This is a genomic window from Streptomyces sp. NBC_01334 (genome assembly GCF_035983595.1).
Lineage (GTDB): Bacteria > Actinomycetota > Actinomycetes > Streptomycetales > Streptomycetaceae > Streptomyces > Streptomyces coriariae.
On the sequence record NZ_CP130718.1, the window covers coordinates 4,754,194 to 4,769,029 of the forward strand.

14 protein-coding genes, 2 tRNA genes and 1 riboswitch are annotated in these 14,836 nt (G+C 71.0%); of the genes, 4 read left to right on the forward strand and 12 right to left on the reverse strand.

Annotated features, from left to right (window positions below):
* Positions 1 to 40: 40 nt before the first annotated feature.
* The 4 genes from OG736_RS21200 to OG736_RS21215 form a co-directional block, all read right to left on the reverse strand.
* Positions 41 to 985 carry an aldo/keto reductase gene (locus tag OG736_RS21200; RefSeq protein WP_327183844.1) on the reverse strand — a complete coding sequence of 315 codons (945 nt, stop codon included), beginning with the start codon at positions 983 to 985 and terminating at the stop codon, positions 41 to 43.
* A gap of 233 nt (positions 986 to 1,218) precedes the next feature.
* A complete protein-coding gene (locus OG736_RS21205) occupies positions 1,219 to 2,241 on the reverse strand; it encodes a M23 family metallopeptidase (protein ID WP_314223021.1) in 1,023 nt (340 codons plus the stop codon).
* A 9-nt stretch (positions 2,242 to 2,250) separates the two neighbouring features.
* Positions 2,251 to 2,417: riboswitch (cyclic di-AMP (ydaO/yuaA leader) on the reverse strand.
* Between the two features lie 322 nt (positions 2,418 to 2,739).
* Positions 2,740 to 2,813 (reverse strand) — tRNA-Met (locus OG736_RS21210).
* Between the two features lie 71 nt (positions 2,814 to 2,884).
* On the reverse strand, positions 2,885 to 4,012 hold the full coding sequence (locus OG736_RS21215; RefSeq protein WP_327183845.1) for a dihydrofolate reductase family protein: 1,128 nt from the start codon (positions 4,010 to 4,012) through the stop codon (positions 2,885 to 2,887).
* Positions 4,013 to 4,080: 68 nt separating this feature from the next.
* On the opposite strand from OG736_RS21215, the gene OG736_RS21220 reads away from it, so the two are divergent.
* Positions 4,081 to 4,605, forward strand: a complete 525-nt coding sequence (locus tag OG736_RS21220; protein ID WP_327183846.1) for a MarR family winged helix-turn-helix transcriptional regulator — start codon at positions 4,081 to 4,083, stop codon at positions 4,603 to 4,605.
* Positions 4,606 to 4,815: 210 nt separating this feature from the next.
* Entirely contained in the window at positions 4,816 to 5,457 is a 642-nt protein-coding gene (locus OG736_RS21225; protein ID WP_327183847.1) for a GTP cyclohydrolase II, read from the forward strand.
* Here the strand turns inward: OG736_RS21225 and OG736_RS21230 are convergent.
* Genes OG736_RS21230 through OG736_RS21245 form a run of 4 tightly spaced genes read right to left on the reverse strand, consistent with a single transcriptional unit; the run spans position 5,435 to position 8,627 of the window.
* The gene (locus OG736_RS21230) at positions 5,435 to 6,190 is read right to left on the reverse strand and encodes an NUDIX domain-containing protein (protein WP_327183848.1); all 756 of its coding nucleotides are present in this window, start codon (positions 6,188 to 6,190) and stop codon (positions 5,435 to 5,437) included. The two genes, OG736_RS21225 and OG736_RS21230, sit on opposite strands and share 23 nt — an antisense overlap.
* Positions 6,187 to 6,564, reverse strand: a complete 378-nt coding sequence (locus OG736_RS21235; protein ID WP_327187672.1) for a DUF4406 domain-containing protein — start codon at positions 6,562 to 6,564, stop codon at positions 6,187 to 6,189. The genes OG736_RS21230 and OG736_RS21235 overlap by 4 nt, the downstream gene beginning before the upstream one ends.
* A gap of 31 nt (positions 6,565 to 6,595) precedes the next feature.
* A complete protein-coding gene (locus OG736_RS21240) occupies positions 6,596 to 7,405 on the reverse strand; it encodes a DeoR/GlpR family DNA-binding transcription regulator (RefSeq protein WP_327183849.1) in 810 nt (269 codons plus the stop codon).
* A 49-nt stretch (positions 7,406 to 7,454) separates the two neighbouring features.
* The gene (locus tag OG736_RS21245) at positions 7,455 to 8,627 is read right to left on the reverse strand and encodes a N(5)-(carboxyethyl)ornithine synthase (RefSeq protein WP_327183850.1); all 1,173 of its coding nucleotides are present in this window, start codon (positions 8,625 to 8,627) and stop codon (positions 7,455 to 7,457) included.
* A gap of 256 nt (positions 8,628 to 8,883) precedes the next feature.
* Between OG736_RS21245 and trhA the strand changes: the two genes are divergently transcribed.
* Both trhA and OG736_RS21255 read left to right on the forward strand, forming a co-directional pair.
* Entirely contained in the window at positions 8,884 to 9,603 is a 720-nt protein-coding gene (gene trhA / locus OG736_RS21250; RefSeq protein WP_327183851.1) for a PAQR family membrane homeostasis protein TrhA, read from the forward strand.
* A 104-nt stretch (positions 9,604 to 9,707) separates the two neighbouring features.
* Positions 9,708 to 10,067 carry a GvpU-like protein gene (locus tag OG736_RS21255; protein WP_020131259.1) on the forward strand — a complete coding sequence of 120 codons (360 nt, stop codon included), beginning with the start codon at positions 9,708 to 9,710 and terminating at the stop codon, positions 10,065 to 10,067.
* Between the two features lie 146 nt (positions 10,068 to 10,213).
* On the opposite strand, the gene OG736_RS21260 is transcribed toward OG736_RS21255, so the two are convergent.
* The 4 genes from OG736_RS21260 to OG736_RS21275 all read right to left on the reverse strand — a co-directional run bounded on the left by OG736_RS21260 (position 10,214) and on the right by OG736_RS21275 (position 14,514).
* Positions 10,214 to 10,286, reverse strand: a tRNA-Lys gene (locus OG736_RS21260).
* A 100-nt stretch (positions 10,287 to 10,386) separates the two neighbouring features.
* Positions 10,387 to 11,940: an amino acid permease gene (locus tag OG736_RS21265; protein WP_327183852.1), complete on the reverse strand. Its 1,554-nt coding sequence runs from the start codon at positions 11,938 to 11,940 to the stop codon at positions 10,387 to 10,389.
* Between the two features lie 48 nt (positions 11,941 to 11,988).
* Positions 11,989 to 12,198: an FG-GAP repeat domain-containing protein gene (locus OG736_RS21270; protein ID WP_327183853.1), complete on the reverse strand. Its 210-nt coding sequence runs from the start codon at positions 12,196 to 12,198 to the stop codon at positions 11,989 to 11,991.
* Between the two features lie 24 nt (positions 12,199 to 12,222).
* Positions 12,223 to 14,514 carry a DEAD/DEAH box helicase gene (locus OG736_RS21275; protein WP_327183854.1) on the reverse strand — a complete coding sequence of 764 codons (2,292 nt, stop codon included), beginning with the start codon at positions 14,512 to 14,514 and terminating at the stop codon, positions 12,223 to 12,225.
* Positions 14,515 to 14,836 lie beyond the last annotated feature (322 nt).

Below are 14,836 nucleotides of genomic sequence, written 5' to 3' on the forward strand. Positions count from 1 at the left end.
GCCCGGCTGGGCAGGCCGGGCCGAGGCCCTGGTCGGGTCGTCAGACCGAGGCGCGGGTCAGCCGGGTGATCTCCTCCGCCGTCAGTTCCAGCTGCGCCACCCCCAGCAGCGCCGGCAGCTGCTCGACCGTCCGCGCGGAGGCGATCGGCGCGGCCACCGTGGGCTGCGCGGCGAGCCACGCCAGGGCGACCGTGGGGATCCGGGTGTCGTGAGCCTGGGCGATCTCGTCCAGGGCGGTGAGGACGTTCCGGCCCCGTTCCGTGTCGAGGTGCTTGGCGGCGCCGGCCGCGCGGGCGCTCTGCACGGTCGTACCGGGCCGGTACTTGCCGGTGAGGAAGCCGGCGGCCAGGGCGAAGTACGGGACGGCGGCGAGGCCGAAGCGGGCGGCGAGGTCCTGGAGTCCGCCCTCGTAGGTGTCGCGGGAGACCAGGTTGTAGTGGGGCTGGAGGGCGACGTACCGGGCCAGGCCCTCACGGTCGGAGAACTCCAGGGACTCCTGGAGGCGCTCGGGCGTGATGTTGGAGGCGGCGATGTGCCGCACCTTGCCCGCCCGCACCAGTTCGTCGAGCGCGCCGACGATCTCCTCGACGGGCACTTCGGGCTTGTCGAAGTGCGTGTAGTAGAGGTCGATGTGGTCGGTGCCCAGACGGCGGAGCGAGGCGTCGGCGGCGGCCTTGATGTTGTCGGCGGACAGGCCGGGGAACTCGGGGTGCTGGCTCACCTTGGTGGCGATCACGACGTCGTCGCGGTTGCCCCGGGCCTGCACCCACCTGCCGATGATGGTCTCGGACTCACCACCGCTGTTGCCCTCGATCCACGCCGTGTAGGAGTCGGCGGTGTCGATGAAGTTGCCGCCCGCGGCAGCGTAGGCGTCGAGTACGGCGAAGGAGGCCGTCTCGTCGGCGGTCCAGCCGAAGACGTTGCCGCCGAGGGAGAGCGGGAAGACCTCGAGGTCGGAGGAGCCGAGCTTGCGAAGAGAAGTCATGCTTCGTGTCAACGGGCGCCGACGGCCCGCCCATTCCAGGCGTGACGCGAAGAACATGTGAACAGCACGTAGGACCGGCACCCATGCCCGGCACGGACCGGCAGCCCCGACGCGGAGGGCGTCGGGGCTGCCAGGTGGATCAGGGTGACCGAACGAACCGGCTCAGGGGGTCCGAAGCAACGGCTCAAGGTTCGGTTCCCGGACGGCCGGCTCGGGGGCTCCGGAGGGACGACTCAGGGGTTGAGGCCCTTGTCGCGCAGCCAGGCCGCCGGGTCGATGCCTTCGGCGCTGCCGCCCGGGTGGACCTCGAGGTGGAGGTGGGCCCCGGTGACGTTCCCGGTGGCGCCCACCCGACCGATCACATCGCCGGTGGCGACCTTCTGGCCGACACTGACGCTGATCGACGACTGGTGGCAGAACCACAGCTCGGTGCCGTCGTCCAGGGTCAGGATGGTGCGGTAGCCGTACGAACCGGCCCAACCGGCCTCGGTGATGGTGCCGCTGTGGACGGCCTTGATGAGCGTGCCCGTCGGCGCGGCGAAGTCGAGACCCGTGTGGTAGCCGGAGGACCAGAGCGAACCGGCCTGACCGAAGGTCGAGGTGATCGTGTACGAGGAGGTCGGCAGCGTGTACTGCTTGGCCAGCTCGGCCAGGCGCGCGGCCTCGGCCTTGGCGGCTGCTTCCTCGGCGGCCTTCTTCTTCGCGGCGGCGGCCTTGGCCTCCGCCTCCTTCTCGGCCTTGGCGGCGGCGTCGGACTCGGCCTTGGCCGCTGCGGCGAGAGCCTTGACCTCGACCTGGGACTGCTGCGACTCGGCCTGCGCCATGATCCGGCTGCGCAGTGCCTCGCCGGCGTCGGCGGCGCTCTCCTCGGTGTCCACGGCGGCTTCGGAGCCGAAGCTGGCGAGGGCCGGCGCGGCTTCCGGGGCGGGCTCGTCGTCGGAGATGAGCGAGCCCACGTTGGGCAGGTCCGGCATCGAGATGGAGACCGGGGCCTTGCCGGTGTTGGCGCTGGCCATGCCACCCGCGCTGACGGCGGCTATGACGCCGACGCCGAGAACGGTGGAGCTGCGGGCGAATCCGCCGCCGCGCTGCTTGGCGACGCGGTGCTTGCCGCGTACCGGGCGAGTGGACTCCGCGGTGGGGTTCCACTCCTCCCAAGGTCCCTCGTCGGTGCGGTAGCCGCCGTAGCCGAAGGTCTCGGTGGACCGCTGGCTGGGCGCGTACGGGGCCTCGGGGGCAGGCGGGTTGGACGCCACGCGGGCGCACTCCTTTCCTTCCGTCGCCTACCGGGTTAGCTGACGGGTTCGGAGCGGGAAGGTCTCCTACGCGCGTATACCGGTCGTGGACTCTGCGAGTTCACGACGGCTTCCGCGTGATTCACCCCATGGTGGTGGTTCCCCGGTTCCCTTGCGGGATTCGGCACGTGCCGCACGGAGCCGACTCTGGTGCCGGCTGGGACGACCGCGCTGCGTTATCGAACGTTAATAGACCCGGGGGTGGGTTTCCAAGCTGTTCCTCTTGATCAACAACATTTCTGGCCTGGACTTTTGGGCTACCAGCGGTGAAAAACGGGCGAGTTGACCACGCCTCGACATACCCCGGAAACGCTTCATCAGTCACAGGAGTTTTGATGGTGACTCAGTCGTCATGCGCAGGGCGGTCGACCGGTCACCAAGAGTGAGGAAGCGATCGACGGGGTCGACGAAAACGCCGAAGGCCGGAACCCTTTCGGATTCCGGCCTTCGGTCCATCAGTAGCGGGGACAGGATTTGAACCTGCGACCTCTGGGTTATGAGCCCAGCGAGCTACCGAGCTGCTCCACCCCGCGGCGATGAACACAACTGTACGCCATCAGCGGGGCGGAAAGCACATCGGTTGATCCGCGGGGCCCCAGCGGCCTCACAGGAGGTGGCGGTTCGGCTCCTTCGCCCGCTCCTCGTACTCCGGGAGGACGAGGACGTCGACGCCCCGGGCCGTCAGCAGACCGGTTCCGTCCGCCTCGGTGACGAAGGTGTCCGGCTCGCGCCAGGCCGTGACCACCCGGCGCACCCCTGCGTCGAGGATGAGGCGGGCACAGGGGGCCGGGCGGGAGGAGCGGCGGGCGCACGGTTCGAGGCTGCTGTAGACGGTGGCGGTGGGCAGCCGGGGGTCGGCGGGGTCGAGCTTCGCGAGGGCGGCCTCTTCGGCGTGCACGACCGGGTCGCCGGCCTCGCGGGAGTGGCCGCGTGCCAGCTCCGTGCCGTCGGCGGCCACGATCACCGCGCCCACGCTGAAGGCGGTCTCCGACGGCGGGCAGTCGGCGGCGAGTGCGCAGGCGAGGGCCAGCCAGTGCCGGTCGGCCGCGGCGGGCAACGGTCCGGCACCGGGGGCGGTGGGCTCGTAGCGGTTCAGGACGACGTCCTCGATGCGCCGGGTCTCCAACAGACGCAGGCGCCCGCCCTGGTAGCCGCCCGGCCCGAACAGGCGGGGCGCGGCCGGGTCGCCCACGAAGAGCGGGGCGAGGACGAGCTGGAGTTCGTCGGCGAGGCCCTGCCGGAGCAGCTGGGTGTGGATCGTGCCACCGCCCTCGACCATGAGGCGCCGTACGCCGCGCACGTCGTGGAGGTGTTCGAGGAGGCGGCGCCAGTCCAGTTCGGGGCCGAGCGGGACGGCGTCCGCTGCGATGCCGAGCGCGTGGACCCGCTCGGCGCCCTTCTCCGTCGTGTACACGATCTTCTCGCCGCCCGTGTGCCAGAAGTTCGCCGCCGGGTCGAGATCGCCGGAGCCGCTGACGGTGACCTTGAGGGGGTACGGCGGCAGTCCGGCGGCCACGCGGGCGGCGCGGCGCTCGGGGGAGTTCACCAGGAGCCGGGGGTTGTCGGCGCGGATCGTGCCGGCGCCGATGAGGATGGCGTCGACGGAGGCCCGTACCTCGTCGACGCGGTCGAAGTCGGCGCGGCTGGAGAGGAGCAGGCGCTCGGGCGTGGTGTCGTCCAGATAGCCGTCGAGGGAGACGGCGGCGGACAGCAGGACGTACGGGTACGGCATCGGCGCGGCTCTCCCTGGGATGACGGGCAGGGCTTGGTTCAAGTTTGAAACAAACTTACACTGGGGGCATGACGACTCGCTGGCTCACCCCCGAGGAGCAACGCGCCTGGCGCGCGTACGTTGCCGGCTACCTCCTCCTCGAGGACGCGATCGACCGGCAGCTCCAGCAGGAGGCCGGCATGCCCCACCTGTACTACTCCATCCTCGCCAACCTCTCCGACATCCCGGAGCGGCGGCTGCGGATGACCGACCTCGCGGAGCGGCTGAAGATCACCCGCAGCCGGCTGACCTACGCGGTCTCCCGGCTGGAGAAGGACGGGCTGGTACGGCGTGAGGACTGCCAGTGGGACAAGCGCGGCAGCGTCGCGGTGCTGACGGACGAGGGCATGGCGGTGCTGGAGGACGTGGCGCCCGGCCATGTCGAGACGGTCCGCACGGCCCTGTTCGACCGGCTCACCCCCGAGCAGGTGGGACAGCTGGAGGAGATCTTCACGCAGGTCGCACGCGGGTTCCAGGAGAAGGACGGCGGCGAGACGGCACCGGAGGACCTCCCGTGGCGCCGCCGCTCGTCGCCCTGCTCCGGCACCCCGTGACCGCGGCGCCGTGACCCCCGTGACCGCGGCCCCGCAACCGGGGGCCGTGATCGCGACCGCCTGACCGCGGCCTCGTGAGGGGCGCCACAAACCAGTTGCTTCAAATTTAAAGCATGGGGTAGGGTCTCGACTCGTTGGATCTGCTTCAAATCTGAAGCACAAGGCGGCCCAGCGCCGCCTTGCCACCGTCCTCCGGACCCGGGAGACCGCATGCCCGACACCCCCGCCGCCACCCCGCGCGCCCGCGTCCGGGTACCGCTGCGTTTCCCCGACGGCTACTCCGTCGACGCCGAGCTGGTCACCTTCCACGGCCTCGTCGACGGCCAGGAGCACGTCGCCGTCGTCCTCGGTGAGCGGGCGCCCGGCGCCACCCCCCTGGTCCGGCTGCACTCCGAGTGCCTGACCGGTGATGTCTTCGGCTCCGCCCGCTGCGACTGCGGGCCGCAACTGCGCGAGGCGGTCGAGCGCATAGCCGGGACCGGCGGTGTCCTGCTCTACCTCCGCCAGGAGGGCCGCGGCATCGGCCTCTACAACAAGCTCGACGCGTACGCCCTCCAGGACCAGGGCCTGGACACCTACGAGGCGAACGCCGCGCTCGGCCTGCCCGAGGACGACAGGGACTACACGGCCGCCGCCCAGATGCTGCGCGCCCTGGGCATCACGAGCCTGGACCTGCTGTCCAACAACCCCGACAAGGCGGGCCAGTTGCGCGACCTGGGCATCGAGGTCCAGGACCGGGTCCCGACGGGCGTCTTCACGACCCCGCACAACGTCCGCTACCTGCGTGCGAAGGTCCTCCAGACCCAGCACACGCTGCCGCTGGCCGACCTCACCGGGCTCGGCGTGGGCTGACCGCCGGCGGTGCGAACGGGCCGTCCAGCGCGGCCCACTGGAGCAGCATGATGGTCTTCGCGTCCGCGATCGCGCCGGTGCGGACGAGGTCGAGGGCCTCGGCGAAGGGGAGTTCGACGACGGTGATGTCCTCGCCCTCGGCCGCCACGCCCGCCGTGTCGGCACCGGGGGCGGAGGCGTCGTAGGGCGCGGCGAAGAAGCTGAGGCGCTCGGTGACCGAACCGGGGCTCATGAACGCGTCGAAGACATGCTCGACGTCGTGCACCGCGCGACCGGTCTCCTCGGCCGCCTCGCGGCGGATCGCCTCGCGCGGGTCGTCGCCGTCCAGGAGTCCGGCGGCGGCCTCCAGCAGCATGCCGTCCGGATGTCCGTTGACGTACGCGGGCAGCCGGAACTGCCGGGTGAGCAGGACCGTACGGCGGTCGGGGTCGTAGAGCAGGATCGTGGCGCCGTCGCCCCTGTCGTACGTCTCGCGCAGTTCGCGGCTCCAGTGGCCGTCGCTGTGCCGGTAGTCGAAGGTGGTGCGGCGCAGGACGGACCAGTCGCAGGCGAGGACCTCGACGTCGAGGACGCGGACCCGGTCGTTGCCGGTGAGGTCGCGTCCGTGGCGGTCGAGTCCGGTGCGGCCGCGGGGGTCGGGGACGTCGATGCCGGGGGTGCCGGGGGCGGGCCGGGGCGGAGCGTCGTGGGAACCGGACGCGGGGGCGGGTGCGGTGTCGACGTGCTCGGTCATCGGCGGCCTTCGAGGAGGGTGGCAGCGGCGTCGGGGACGGCGCCGAGGTCGGCGTAGACGGGCTTGCCCTGGGCGCGGGCCTGCTCGGTCATCCGGTCCGCGCCCTGCGACGGACCGCCGATGCGCAGCACCGCGTCGCAGCGCTCCAGCAGGCGTTCGGCGACGGGGTGGAAGAGCTCGTCGAAGAGCGGGTCGCCGGGGGCGGCGCCGCCCGCCGCCTCCAGCAGGGGCAGCGCGAGCGCCTCGCCGGTGACGGGCAGGTGCCCGGCGCGGAACAGGGCGAGGGCGACCTCGTTCATGGCCCTGACATGGGCCGCGAGCTTCGCGGGGTCGTCGCCGGTGCCCGAACGGTACGGGCCGGCGACCAGGATCATCAGCGGTTTCACGGGGTCTCCTGGAACGGGTTCAGGCCAGCCGGGTCTCGACGCCTGCCTCACGCAGGGCGTCCAGGGTCTGCGGGCCGCCGGGATGGGTGGCGGGGTCCGCCGCGGCGGCGTCGGTGACGAAGGACTGCACGGCGTCGAGCGGGGCGACCTGACTGAACGCGCGCACACCGAGCTTGGTCGCGTCGGCGACGGCGACCGTACGGGCGGCCTGACCGAGTCCCACCTGCTTGACGGCCGCGTCCTCGAGCGAGAACTCCGACCAGCCGTGCACGGCGTGCACCCCGCCGATCGACATCACGAACACGTCGAAGGCCAGGGACTCGAGGGTGCGCAGGGCCAGCGGTCCGACGAGGGACCGCTCACCCGGGCGGGACCGGCCGCCGACGACCAGCAGGTCGATGCCGGGCCGGTCGGCCAGCCGCAGCGCCGCCTGGAGACTGAGCACGGCCACGGTCAACGGGCCCCGCGCGGCGAGGTGTTCCGCCACGTGCACGGTCGTGGTCCCGGCGTCCAGCAGCACCCGTGACCCCGGCTCGACGAGTGCGGCGACGGCCGCGCCGAGCCGATCCTTCGTCGCCGCCTGCCACGCCTGCCGGGCCTCGAAGCCGCCGCCCTCCTCGCGCGGCCGCCCGGCGACGGCCCCGCCGTGCACCCGCCGCACCAGCCCCTGCCGCTCCAGCACGTCCAGGTCCCGGCGCACGGTCATCTCCGAGACCCCGAGCCGCTGGGCGAGCTCGGCGACGGAGACCCGCCCCTGCCCCTGCCCTTGGTCCCGGCCGTGACCCTGCACGAGGCGAAGGGTCAGGTCGAGACGGTCTGCGACATCCATGACGCCATTTCTACCACGTCAATGTTCGAATGAACATCGACATGTTCACCTACTCCTGGGAACCCAGCGGAGTCGCCTGGACCTCGGGAGCGTGCGGATAGGCGGCCGACCGGTGCTGGAAGGAGAGGATCTTCGGGTTCTGGACGACCCCGTCGCGGATCTCGACGGCCTTCCTGACCGTGGGGTCGGCGTCCCATGCCGCGGGGCCGCTCATGACCTTGCGCAGGTACGGAAGGAGCGCCTCGCTGATCTCCCAGGTGGCGGAGTTCCACAGGTGGGACGGGCTGTGATCCACCGCGTAGTAGTGGCACCCCGGCCCCACCGCGGGCATGGGCTCGCCGAAGGTGGTCGGACGGGCCCATGCGAAGCCCATGCCCTCGTCGCAGGCGACGTCGACGAAGAAGGTGCCCGGCCGGAACAGGGCGAGTTCCTCGTCGGTGACGAACATGAGCGGCGCGTCGGTGTCCTGCAGGACGCAGTTGACGATGATGTCGAACCCGGCCAGGTACTCCGCCAGCGGCACGGAACCTGCCGCGGTGACCGCCCGCAGGCGCGACGGATCGTCCTCCTGCTCCTCGAAGTGGGCCATCACGACCGAGGGCATCGGCGAGGCCACCGCCGCGGCGGCGCGCTGGGTGAGCACCGTGACGTCCGTGACCCCCATGGCGCCCAGGCCGGTGACCGCTCCGCGCGCCGTGGCGCCGAAGCTGATCACCACCGCGCGCATGCGGCGGCCGTAGTGCCCGGTCAGCCCGCCGAGCTGGAGGGCGTGCAGCACCGAGCAGTAGCCGGCGAGCTCGTTGTTCTTGTGGAACACATGGACGCTGAAGGCGCCCGTGGGCGTCCAGTGGTTCATGGCCTCCCAGGCGATCAGGGTCAGCCGACGGTCGATGCCGATCTGGGTCATCTTCTCGTCCTGCACACAGTGCGGCCATCCCCACAGGACCTGGCCCTCGCGCAGCTCGGCGATGTCGTCGTGCATCGGCTTGGGCAGCAGCGCGATGTCGCACTCGGCGATCAGCTGCTCGCGGGAGCGCAGGCCGGCCACGAGTGGTCGCAGCGCGTCGTCGGCGATGCCGAACCGTTCGCCGTAGCCCTGTTCGAGGAAGATCCGCTCGCGTACGTCCGGGGCGATCCGGTCGAGGTGACGGGGGTGCAACGGGAGGCGGAACTCGTTCTCCTTGCGGGAGGAGGCGAATACTCCGAGACTCATCAGGCTCATGTGGGGCGGCTCATTTCCGACCGGACACGATGTGCTCCGGCATTGCCGTTCCCCGAGGGCGACGCCGAAACGGATGACGGCGTGCGAGGTGCGCTCGGTACCGCCACCGTACTCCCGGCCCGGCCACGGAGCGCCCGCCGCTCGTTTGAGCTCGAAGGATCCGCGAGCCCGAAAGGCGCCTGGGGCCCCCGCGGGCTTCTAGCATGATCGAATGGTTGCCGATGATGCCCAGAGGTCCGGGACAGGACGGGAAGCCGTGTCCCGCGACGACGTCGACGGCGGAAGCGACGCCCGGGAGGGCCCGCACCCCGTGGCCGACCTGGTGGAGCGGGCGGCCGACCTGGTCGAGCCGATCAAGCCGAAGCTGCGTGGCTGGCTCCACGCCGCGATGGTCCCCGCCTCACTGAGCGCCGGCATCGTCCTGATCTGCCTGGCCGGGACCCCTGAAGCGACCCTGGCCTGCGCTGTGTACGCCGTCACCGCCTGGCTGCTGTTCGGGACGAGCGCCGTCTACCACCTGGGCACCTGGGGGCCGCTGGGCGAGGCCGTTCTGCGTCGCCTCGACCACGCCAACATCTTCCTGATCATCGCCGGCACCTGCACCCCGCTGGCCGTGCTCCTCGTGCCGTCGGACCAGCGGGCCCTGCTGCTGTGGATCGTCTGGGCGGGCGCGCTGGCCGGCATCGCCTTCCGTGTCCTGTGGGTCTCGGCTCCCCGCTGGCTGTACACGCCCTGCTACCTGGCCCTGGGCTGGGCACCGGTGAGCTACCTGCCCGACTTCCTGCACGCCGGCGGAGCGGCCGTACTCACCCTGGTGGTGACCGGCGGTCTCCTCTACAGCGCGGGTGCGGTGGTCTACGCCGTCCGCCGCCCCGACCCCTCACCCCGCTGGTTCGGCTTCCACGAGGTGTTCCACACCCTGACCGTGGCAGCCTTCGCCGCGCACTACGTCGCCATCTCCCTTGCCGCCTACTGACCCCGGGCGCACCGCACCGCCGTCCGCCTTGGCGCTGCGCCGACCGCGGCACCGGTATCCCCGCGGGCCCGTCTCGGACGGGTCGGTGCATAGAATCCGATCTCATGCCGAAGCCTGACGAGCTGATCGTTGACATCGCCGCCCTTGTGGAGTCCGAGCAGAGCAATCAGATGCCCCTGACCGTGGTCACCGGTGGTGCCGTCATCACCGGTCGACTGGCTCCCGAAGCCACCTGGCGGCAGAGGGTGTCGGAGGTGCTGACGGACTCCGCCCACCTGGGAGAGTTCTCCGCCGTCTTCGACACCCCCGCGAAGAAGGACGGGCCACCCACGCATCTGCACTTCCATGTCGCCCGGATCCTCCAGGGCACGGTGGGGATCCCCGAGACGGGCGGGATGTACCGCGTGGCGATCGAGGACGTCAGCGCCTGGACCATCGGGGACTTCAGCTACTCCGACCACTGACCGACCGACCCCCCGCCGGGCCGAGAACGGCACGGTACCCGCGCTCACGCACCGGCCCTGGAACGGAAGCAGCGCTCGGGTCGACCGAAGTCGACCCGAGCGCTGCACCACAGGCCGGAAGGGGGTGTCCCCCGCCTCGCCGCCGGTAGGCCCTGTGGGACTCGAACCCACAACCAATGGATTAAAAGTCCACTGCTCTGCCAATTGAGCTAAGGGCCCAGGCGATGTTGCCTCCCCGAGCATAGCCGGACGCGGCCGTGTCTCCGATCGGGTATCGGAGACACGGGCGCGCCGGGCGACGCGAAGCGATCGAGATCGGTCACGGTTCGGGCAGTTCGGCGGGTGCCGCCGCCCGTGACGCCTCGCGGGCGATGGTCCGTTCGTGCTCGGGGTCGAGGAACCAGTTGCGGGCGGAGACCTGCCACCACACCCCCGCGAAGCCCAGCACGACGAGGACGGCGACCGGGGCGTAGTTGAAGGTCTCCCAGCTGACCGGGGAGACCTGGGGCAGCATGAACAGGACGGTGATGACGGCAACCCACGCCACCGACACCACGCCGATCGCCTTCGACCAGCGGCCCAGGTGCCACGGTCCCCGCGCGAAGGCCTCGCCCTTGCGGAGGCGCAGCAGGGTCGGGATGACGTACGCGATGTAGAGGCCGATGACGGCGATCGAGGTGACGGCCGCGTACGCGGTCACGTTGATCAGGTACGGCAGGCCCAGCACCAACGCGCCGCCGGCCGCGAGCCAGACCGCCGCGACGGGCGTGCGGGTACGCGGGCTGACCGTGTGCCAGATGTGCGAGTACGGCAGCGCCCCGTCCCTCGAGAAGGCGTAGATCATGCGGCTGTTGGCGGTCACCGACGCCATCCCGCAGAACAGCTGGGCGCCGATCACCACGAGCAGCAGCAGCTTGCCGGCGGTCGCGCCGAGCGCGTCGAGCAGGATCTGGGCGGGCGGCGCTCCGGTCGGGGAGGCGAGCGCGGCGTCGTAGGACTGGATGGCGTACGTGAAGCCGAGCAGCAGCACGAAGCCCGCGATCCACGAGGTCCAGATGGACTGCACGATCCCCTTGGGGCCGGCCGTCGACGCGTCGTGCGTCTCCTCGGTCATGTGGGCGGAGGCGTCGTACCCGGTGAAGGTGTACTGGGCCATCAGCAGGCCGAGCAGGACGACGTAGACCCCGCTGCCCCAGCCGGTGTTGTTGACGAACTCGCCGAACACGAAGGACGTCGACTGGTGCTTGTCGGGGACGAAGGCCAGCGCTCCGACGATGACGCCCACGCCCAGCACGTGCCACCACACGCTCACGCTGTTGAGGAGGGCGACGATCCGCACCCCGAAGGTGTTCAGCAGTCCGTGCAGCACCAGGATCCCGGCGAACAGCAGGACCGTCCGGCCGGGTGTCACCTCGAAGTCGAACTGGAGGTTCAGATAGGCGCCGAGGAAGGAGGCGGCGCCGAAGTCGATGCCCGCCGTCACCGCCACCTGGCCCAGCACGTTGAACCAGCCCGTGAACCAGGCCCAGGCCGCCGCCGATCGCGGGGGCGCCAGCCGGTGGGCCCAGAAGTACAGGCCCGCCGATGTCGGGTACGCCGAACAGATCTCGGCCATGGACAGGCCGACGAACAGGGTCATCAGCCCGACGGCGACCCAGCCCCAGGTGATCACCGCCGGGCCGCCCGTGTTCATGCCGAACAGATACAGCGTCAGACAGCCCGACAGGACCGAGATGATCGTGAAGGAGACCGCGTAGTTGGAGAACGCCGACATGCGGCGGGCGAGGACCTGGGTGTAACCGAGTTCGGCCAGCCGCTCTTCGTCCGAGAGTTTCCCGGGAGCCGGCCGACCCGCTGTGCCGTCATCTGTCATGCCCCCAGCAATTCCCCTGCCGAAGGCGTGACACACGTCACAACTTGGCTAGAAAATGCCCTTGTAGTTCTGCCACCCGGCGCCGATCTTGACCCGGGCCCCGAACGTGCCCGTCCCGGTGCCGGGCAGCCGGTACAGCCCGCCCGCGGTGTCGCGCACCACGAGGTCCGCCTTCCCGTCGGCGGCGACGAGACGCAGACGGGGTTGCCAGGAGACGCGAGAACGCCGTGGCCCCCACCGATGTTCGGTGGGGGCCACGGCGTTCACTCGACTGAGCCGACGTCAGCCGTTGCGCTTCCAGCGCGGCTTGTCGTCGCGACGGCCGGTCGTGCCGGAGCCGGAGCCGGTGCCGCGGTGGTCGTCACGGCGGCCGAACGGGCGGTCGTGGCCGCCGGAGCGGAAGCCCGGGCGGTCGTCGCGACGGTCACGGTTGAACGGACGGTCGCTGCCACGGTGGGTGGACGGACGGTCGTCGCGACGGTCACGGTTGAAGCCGCCCGACTGACGGTCGTCGCGGCGGAACCCGCCGGAGGGACGCTCGTCACGACGGTCACGGTTGAAGCCGCCCGCGGGACGCTCGTCACGGCGGAAGCCGCCGGAGGGGCGCTCGTCACGACGGTCGTCGCGGCGGTCGTCGCGACGGTCACGGTTGAAACCGCCCGCGGGACGCTCGTCACGACGCTCGAAGGAGCGGCCACCACGGTCGTCACGGCCGGCGCCGCCACGGTCGTCACGGCGGTCGCGGTTGAAGCCACCGCGGTCGTCACGACGCTCGAAGGAACGGCCACCACGGTCGTCACGGCGGTCGTCGCGGCGGAACCCGCCACGGTCGCCGTCACGGCGGTCACGGTTGAAGCCACCGCGGTCGTCACGGTTGAAGCCGCCACGGTCGTTGTCGCGGCGCTCGAAGGAACGGCCGCCGCGGTCGTCACGGCGCTCGTAGTTGCCCCGCTCGTCACGACGCTGACGCGGCTGCTCGTACGCGGGACGCTCGGCGGGCTGCTCGGAGACCGCGGCCTCGGCCGGCGCCTCCGTCACGGTGTTCTGCTCGACGACCGCCTCGGCGGCCGCGACGACAGCCGCCTCCGGGTCCTCGCCACGCTCGCGCGCCACGCGGGCCACCAGACGGTCGGCCTCCTCGCGCAGCTCGGTCGCGCGCCGCTGCGCACGCTCCAGCTCCTTGCTGAGCTGGGAGACCTCACGCTCGGCCTGCTGCGCCGCGTTGCCCGCGGACTCGGCCTGGACCTCCGTCATCGAACGGGCGCCGGTGATCTCGGCGACCTCCGGCTCGAAGGCGGCGCCGCCCTGGATGATGTGACGCCCGGCGTCGACGCCCGCGTCCTCCATCAGACGGAAGATCTGACGGCGCTGGTGCGGCAGCGAGAGGGAGACGACCGTGCCGGTGCGGCCGGCGCGCGCGGTGCGGCCCGCGCGGTGCAGGTAGTCCTTGTGGTCGCCGGCCGGGTCCACGTTGAGCACCAGGTCGATGCCGTCGACGTGGATACCGCGGGCGGCGACGTCGGTCGCGACGAGCGCGTTGACGTAGCCGTCCTTGAAGTCGGCCAGCGTGCGGGTCCGCGCGCCCTGGGTCATGCCGCCGTGCAGCGCGTCCGCCTTCACACCGGAGTCGCGCAGCTGCTCGGCGATACGGTCGGCGCCGAGCTGGGTGCGCACGAAGATGATGGTGCGGCCCTTGCGGGAGGCGATCGCCGCGGTGACCGGCGCCTTGTCCTTGGGCTTCACGATCAGGATGTGGTGCGACATGGTCGTGACGTTGCCCTGGGCGCTGTCGACCTCGTGCGTGACGGGGTTGCTCAGGTAGCGCTTGACCAGCGTGGAGATCTCGTTCTCCATCGTGGCCGAGAACAGCATGCGCTGGCCGCCGCCGGGGATCTGGTCGAGCAGCTCGGTGACCTCGGGCAGGAAGCCCAGGTCGGACATCTGGTCGGCCTCGTCGAGGACGGCGACCTGGACGTTCTCGAGCGAGCAGGCGCCGCGGTTGATGAGGTCACGCAGACGGCCCGGGGTGGCGACGAGGACGTCGACGCCGCGCTCCAGGGCGTACATCTGGTTGCTCATCGACGTACCGCCGCAGACGACCTTCATCTTCAGGCCGAGTACGTCGCCGTACGGCTGAAGCGCGTCCGCGACCTGCATCGCGAGCTCACGCGTCGGCGTGAGGATGATGCCGCGGGGCTTCTTCTTGTCGGTGTGTCCGCCGGACAGCGACGCCAGCAGCGGCAGACCGAACGAGAGGGTCTTGCCGGAGCCGGTGCGGCCGCGGCCGAGGATGTCCTTGCCGGCCAGGGCGTCCGGGATGGTCGCGGCCTGGATCGGGAAGGGGCTGGTCACGCCGTTCTGCGCGAGCTTGCGCACGACGCCCTCGGGGAGCCCGAGGGCGGCGAAGGTGAGTTCGGGGGTCTTGGGGGCCTCGGGCGTCTCGACGATGGCCTCTACGGCCTCGGCGATGGCCTCTTCGGCCCCGACGGTCTCCGCGACCTCGATCGCCTCGAGGTTGATCGGCTCGTCGTTGTTCTCGGGCACGACGGAGTGATCAGTACTGGAAATGGACATGCGAATGCGAAACCTTCCGGAGTCTCAAGTCGGCACGCGCCCGTCAACTCCGTGTTCGCATTGCACTACGACCGCCTCTATGCGGTCAGCCACGGCAAGGGAGAGTACGCGCCACACGGCGCGCTCTGCGGTGGCGCCGGGCAAATGGGATCAAACGATCTACCACTATAAGCACCCTGACCACCGAAGGCAAACCGAGCCTCATCACCGCAGCTCAGCGTCCTCCTCGGGCCGAGGAGAGAACCTGCCGAAGGACCTGCGCGATGGGCCCGTGCGATGGACCTTCCGAGACGGACGGCCTGCCCGGTACAGAGCACCTGCC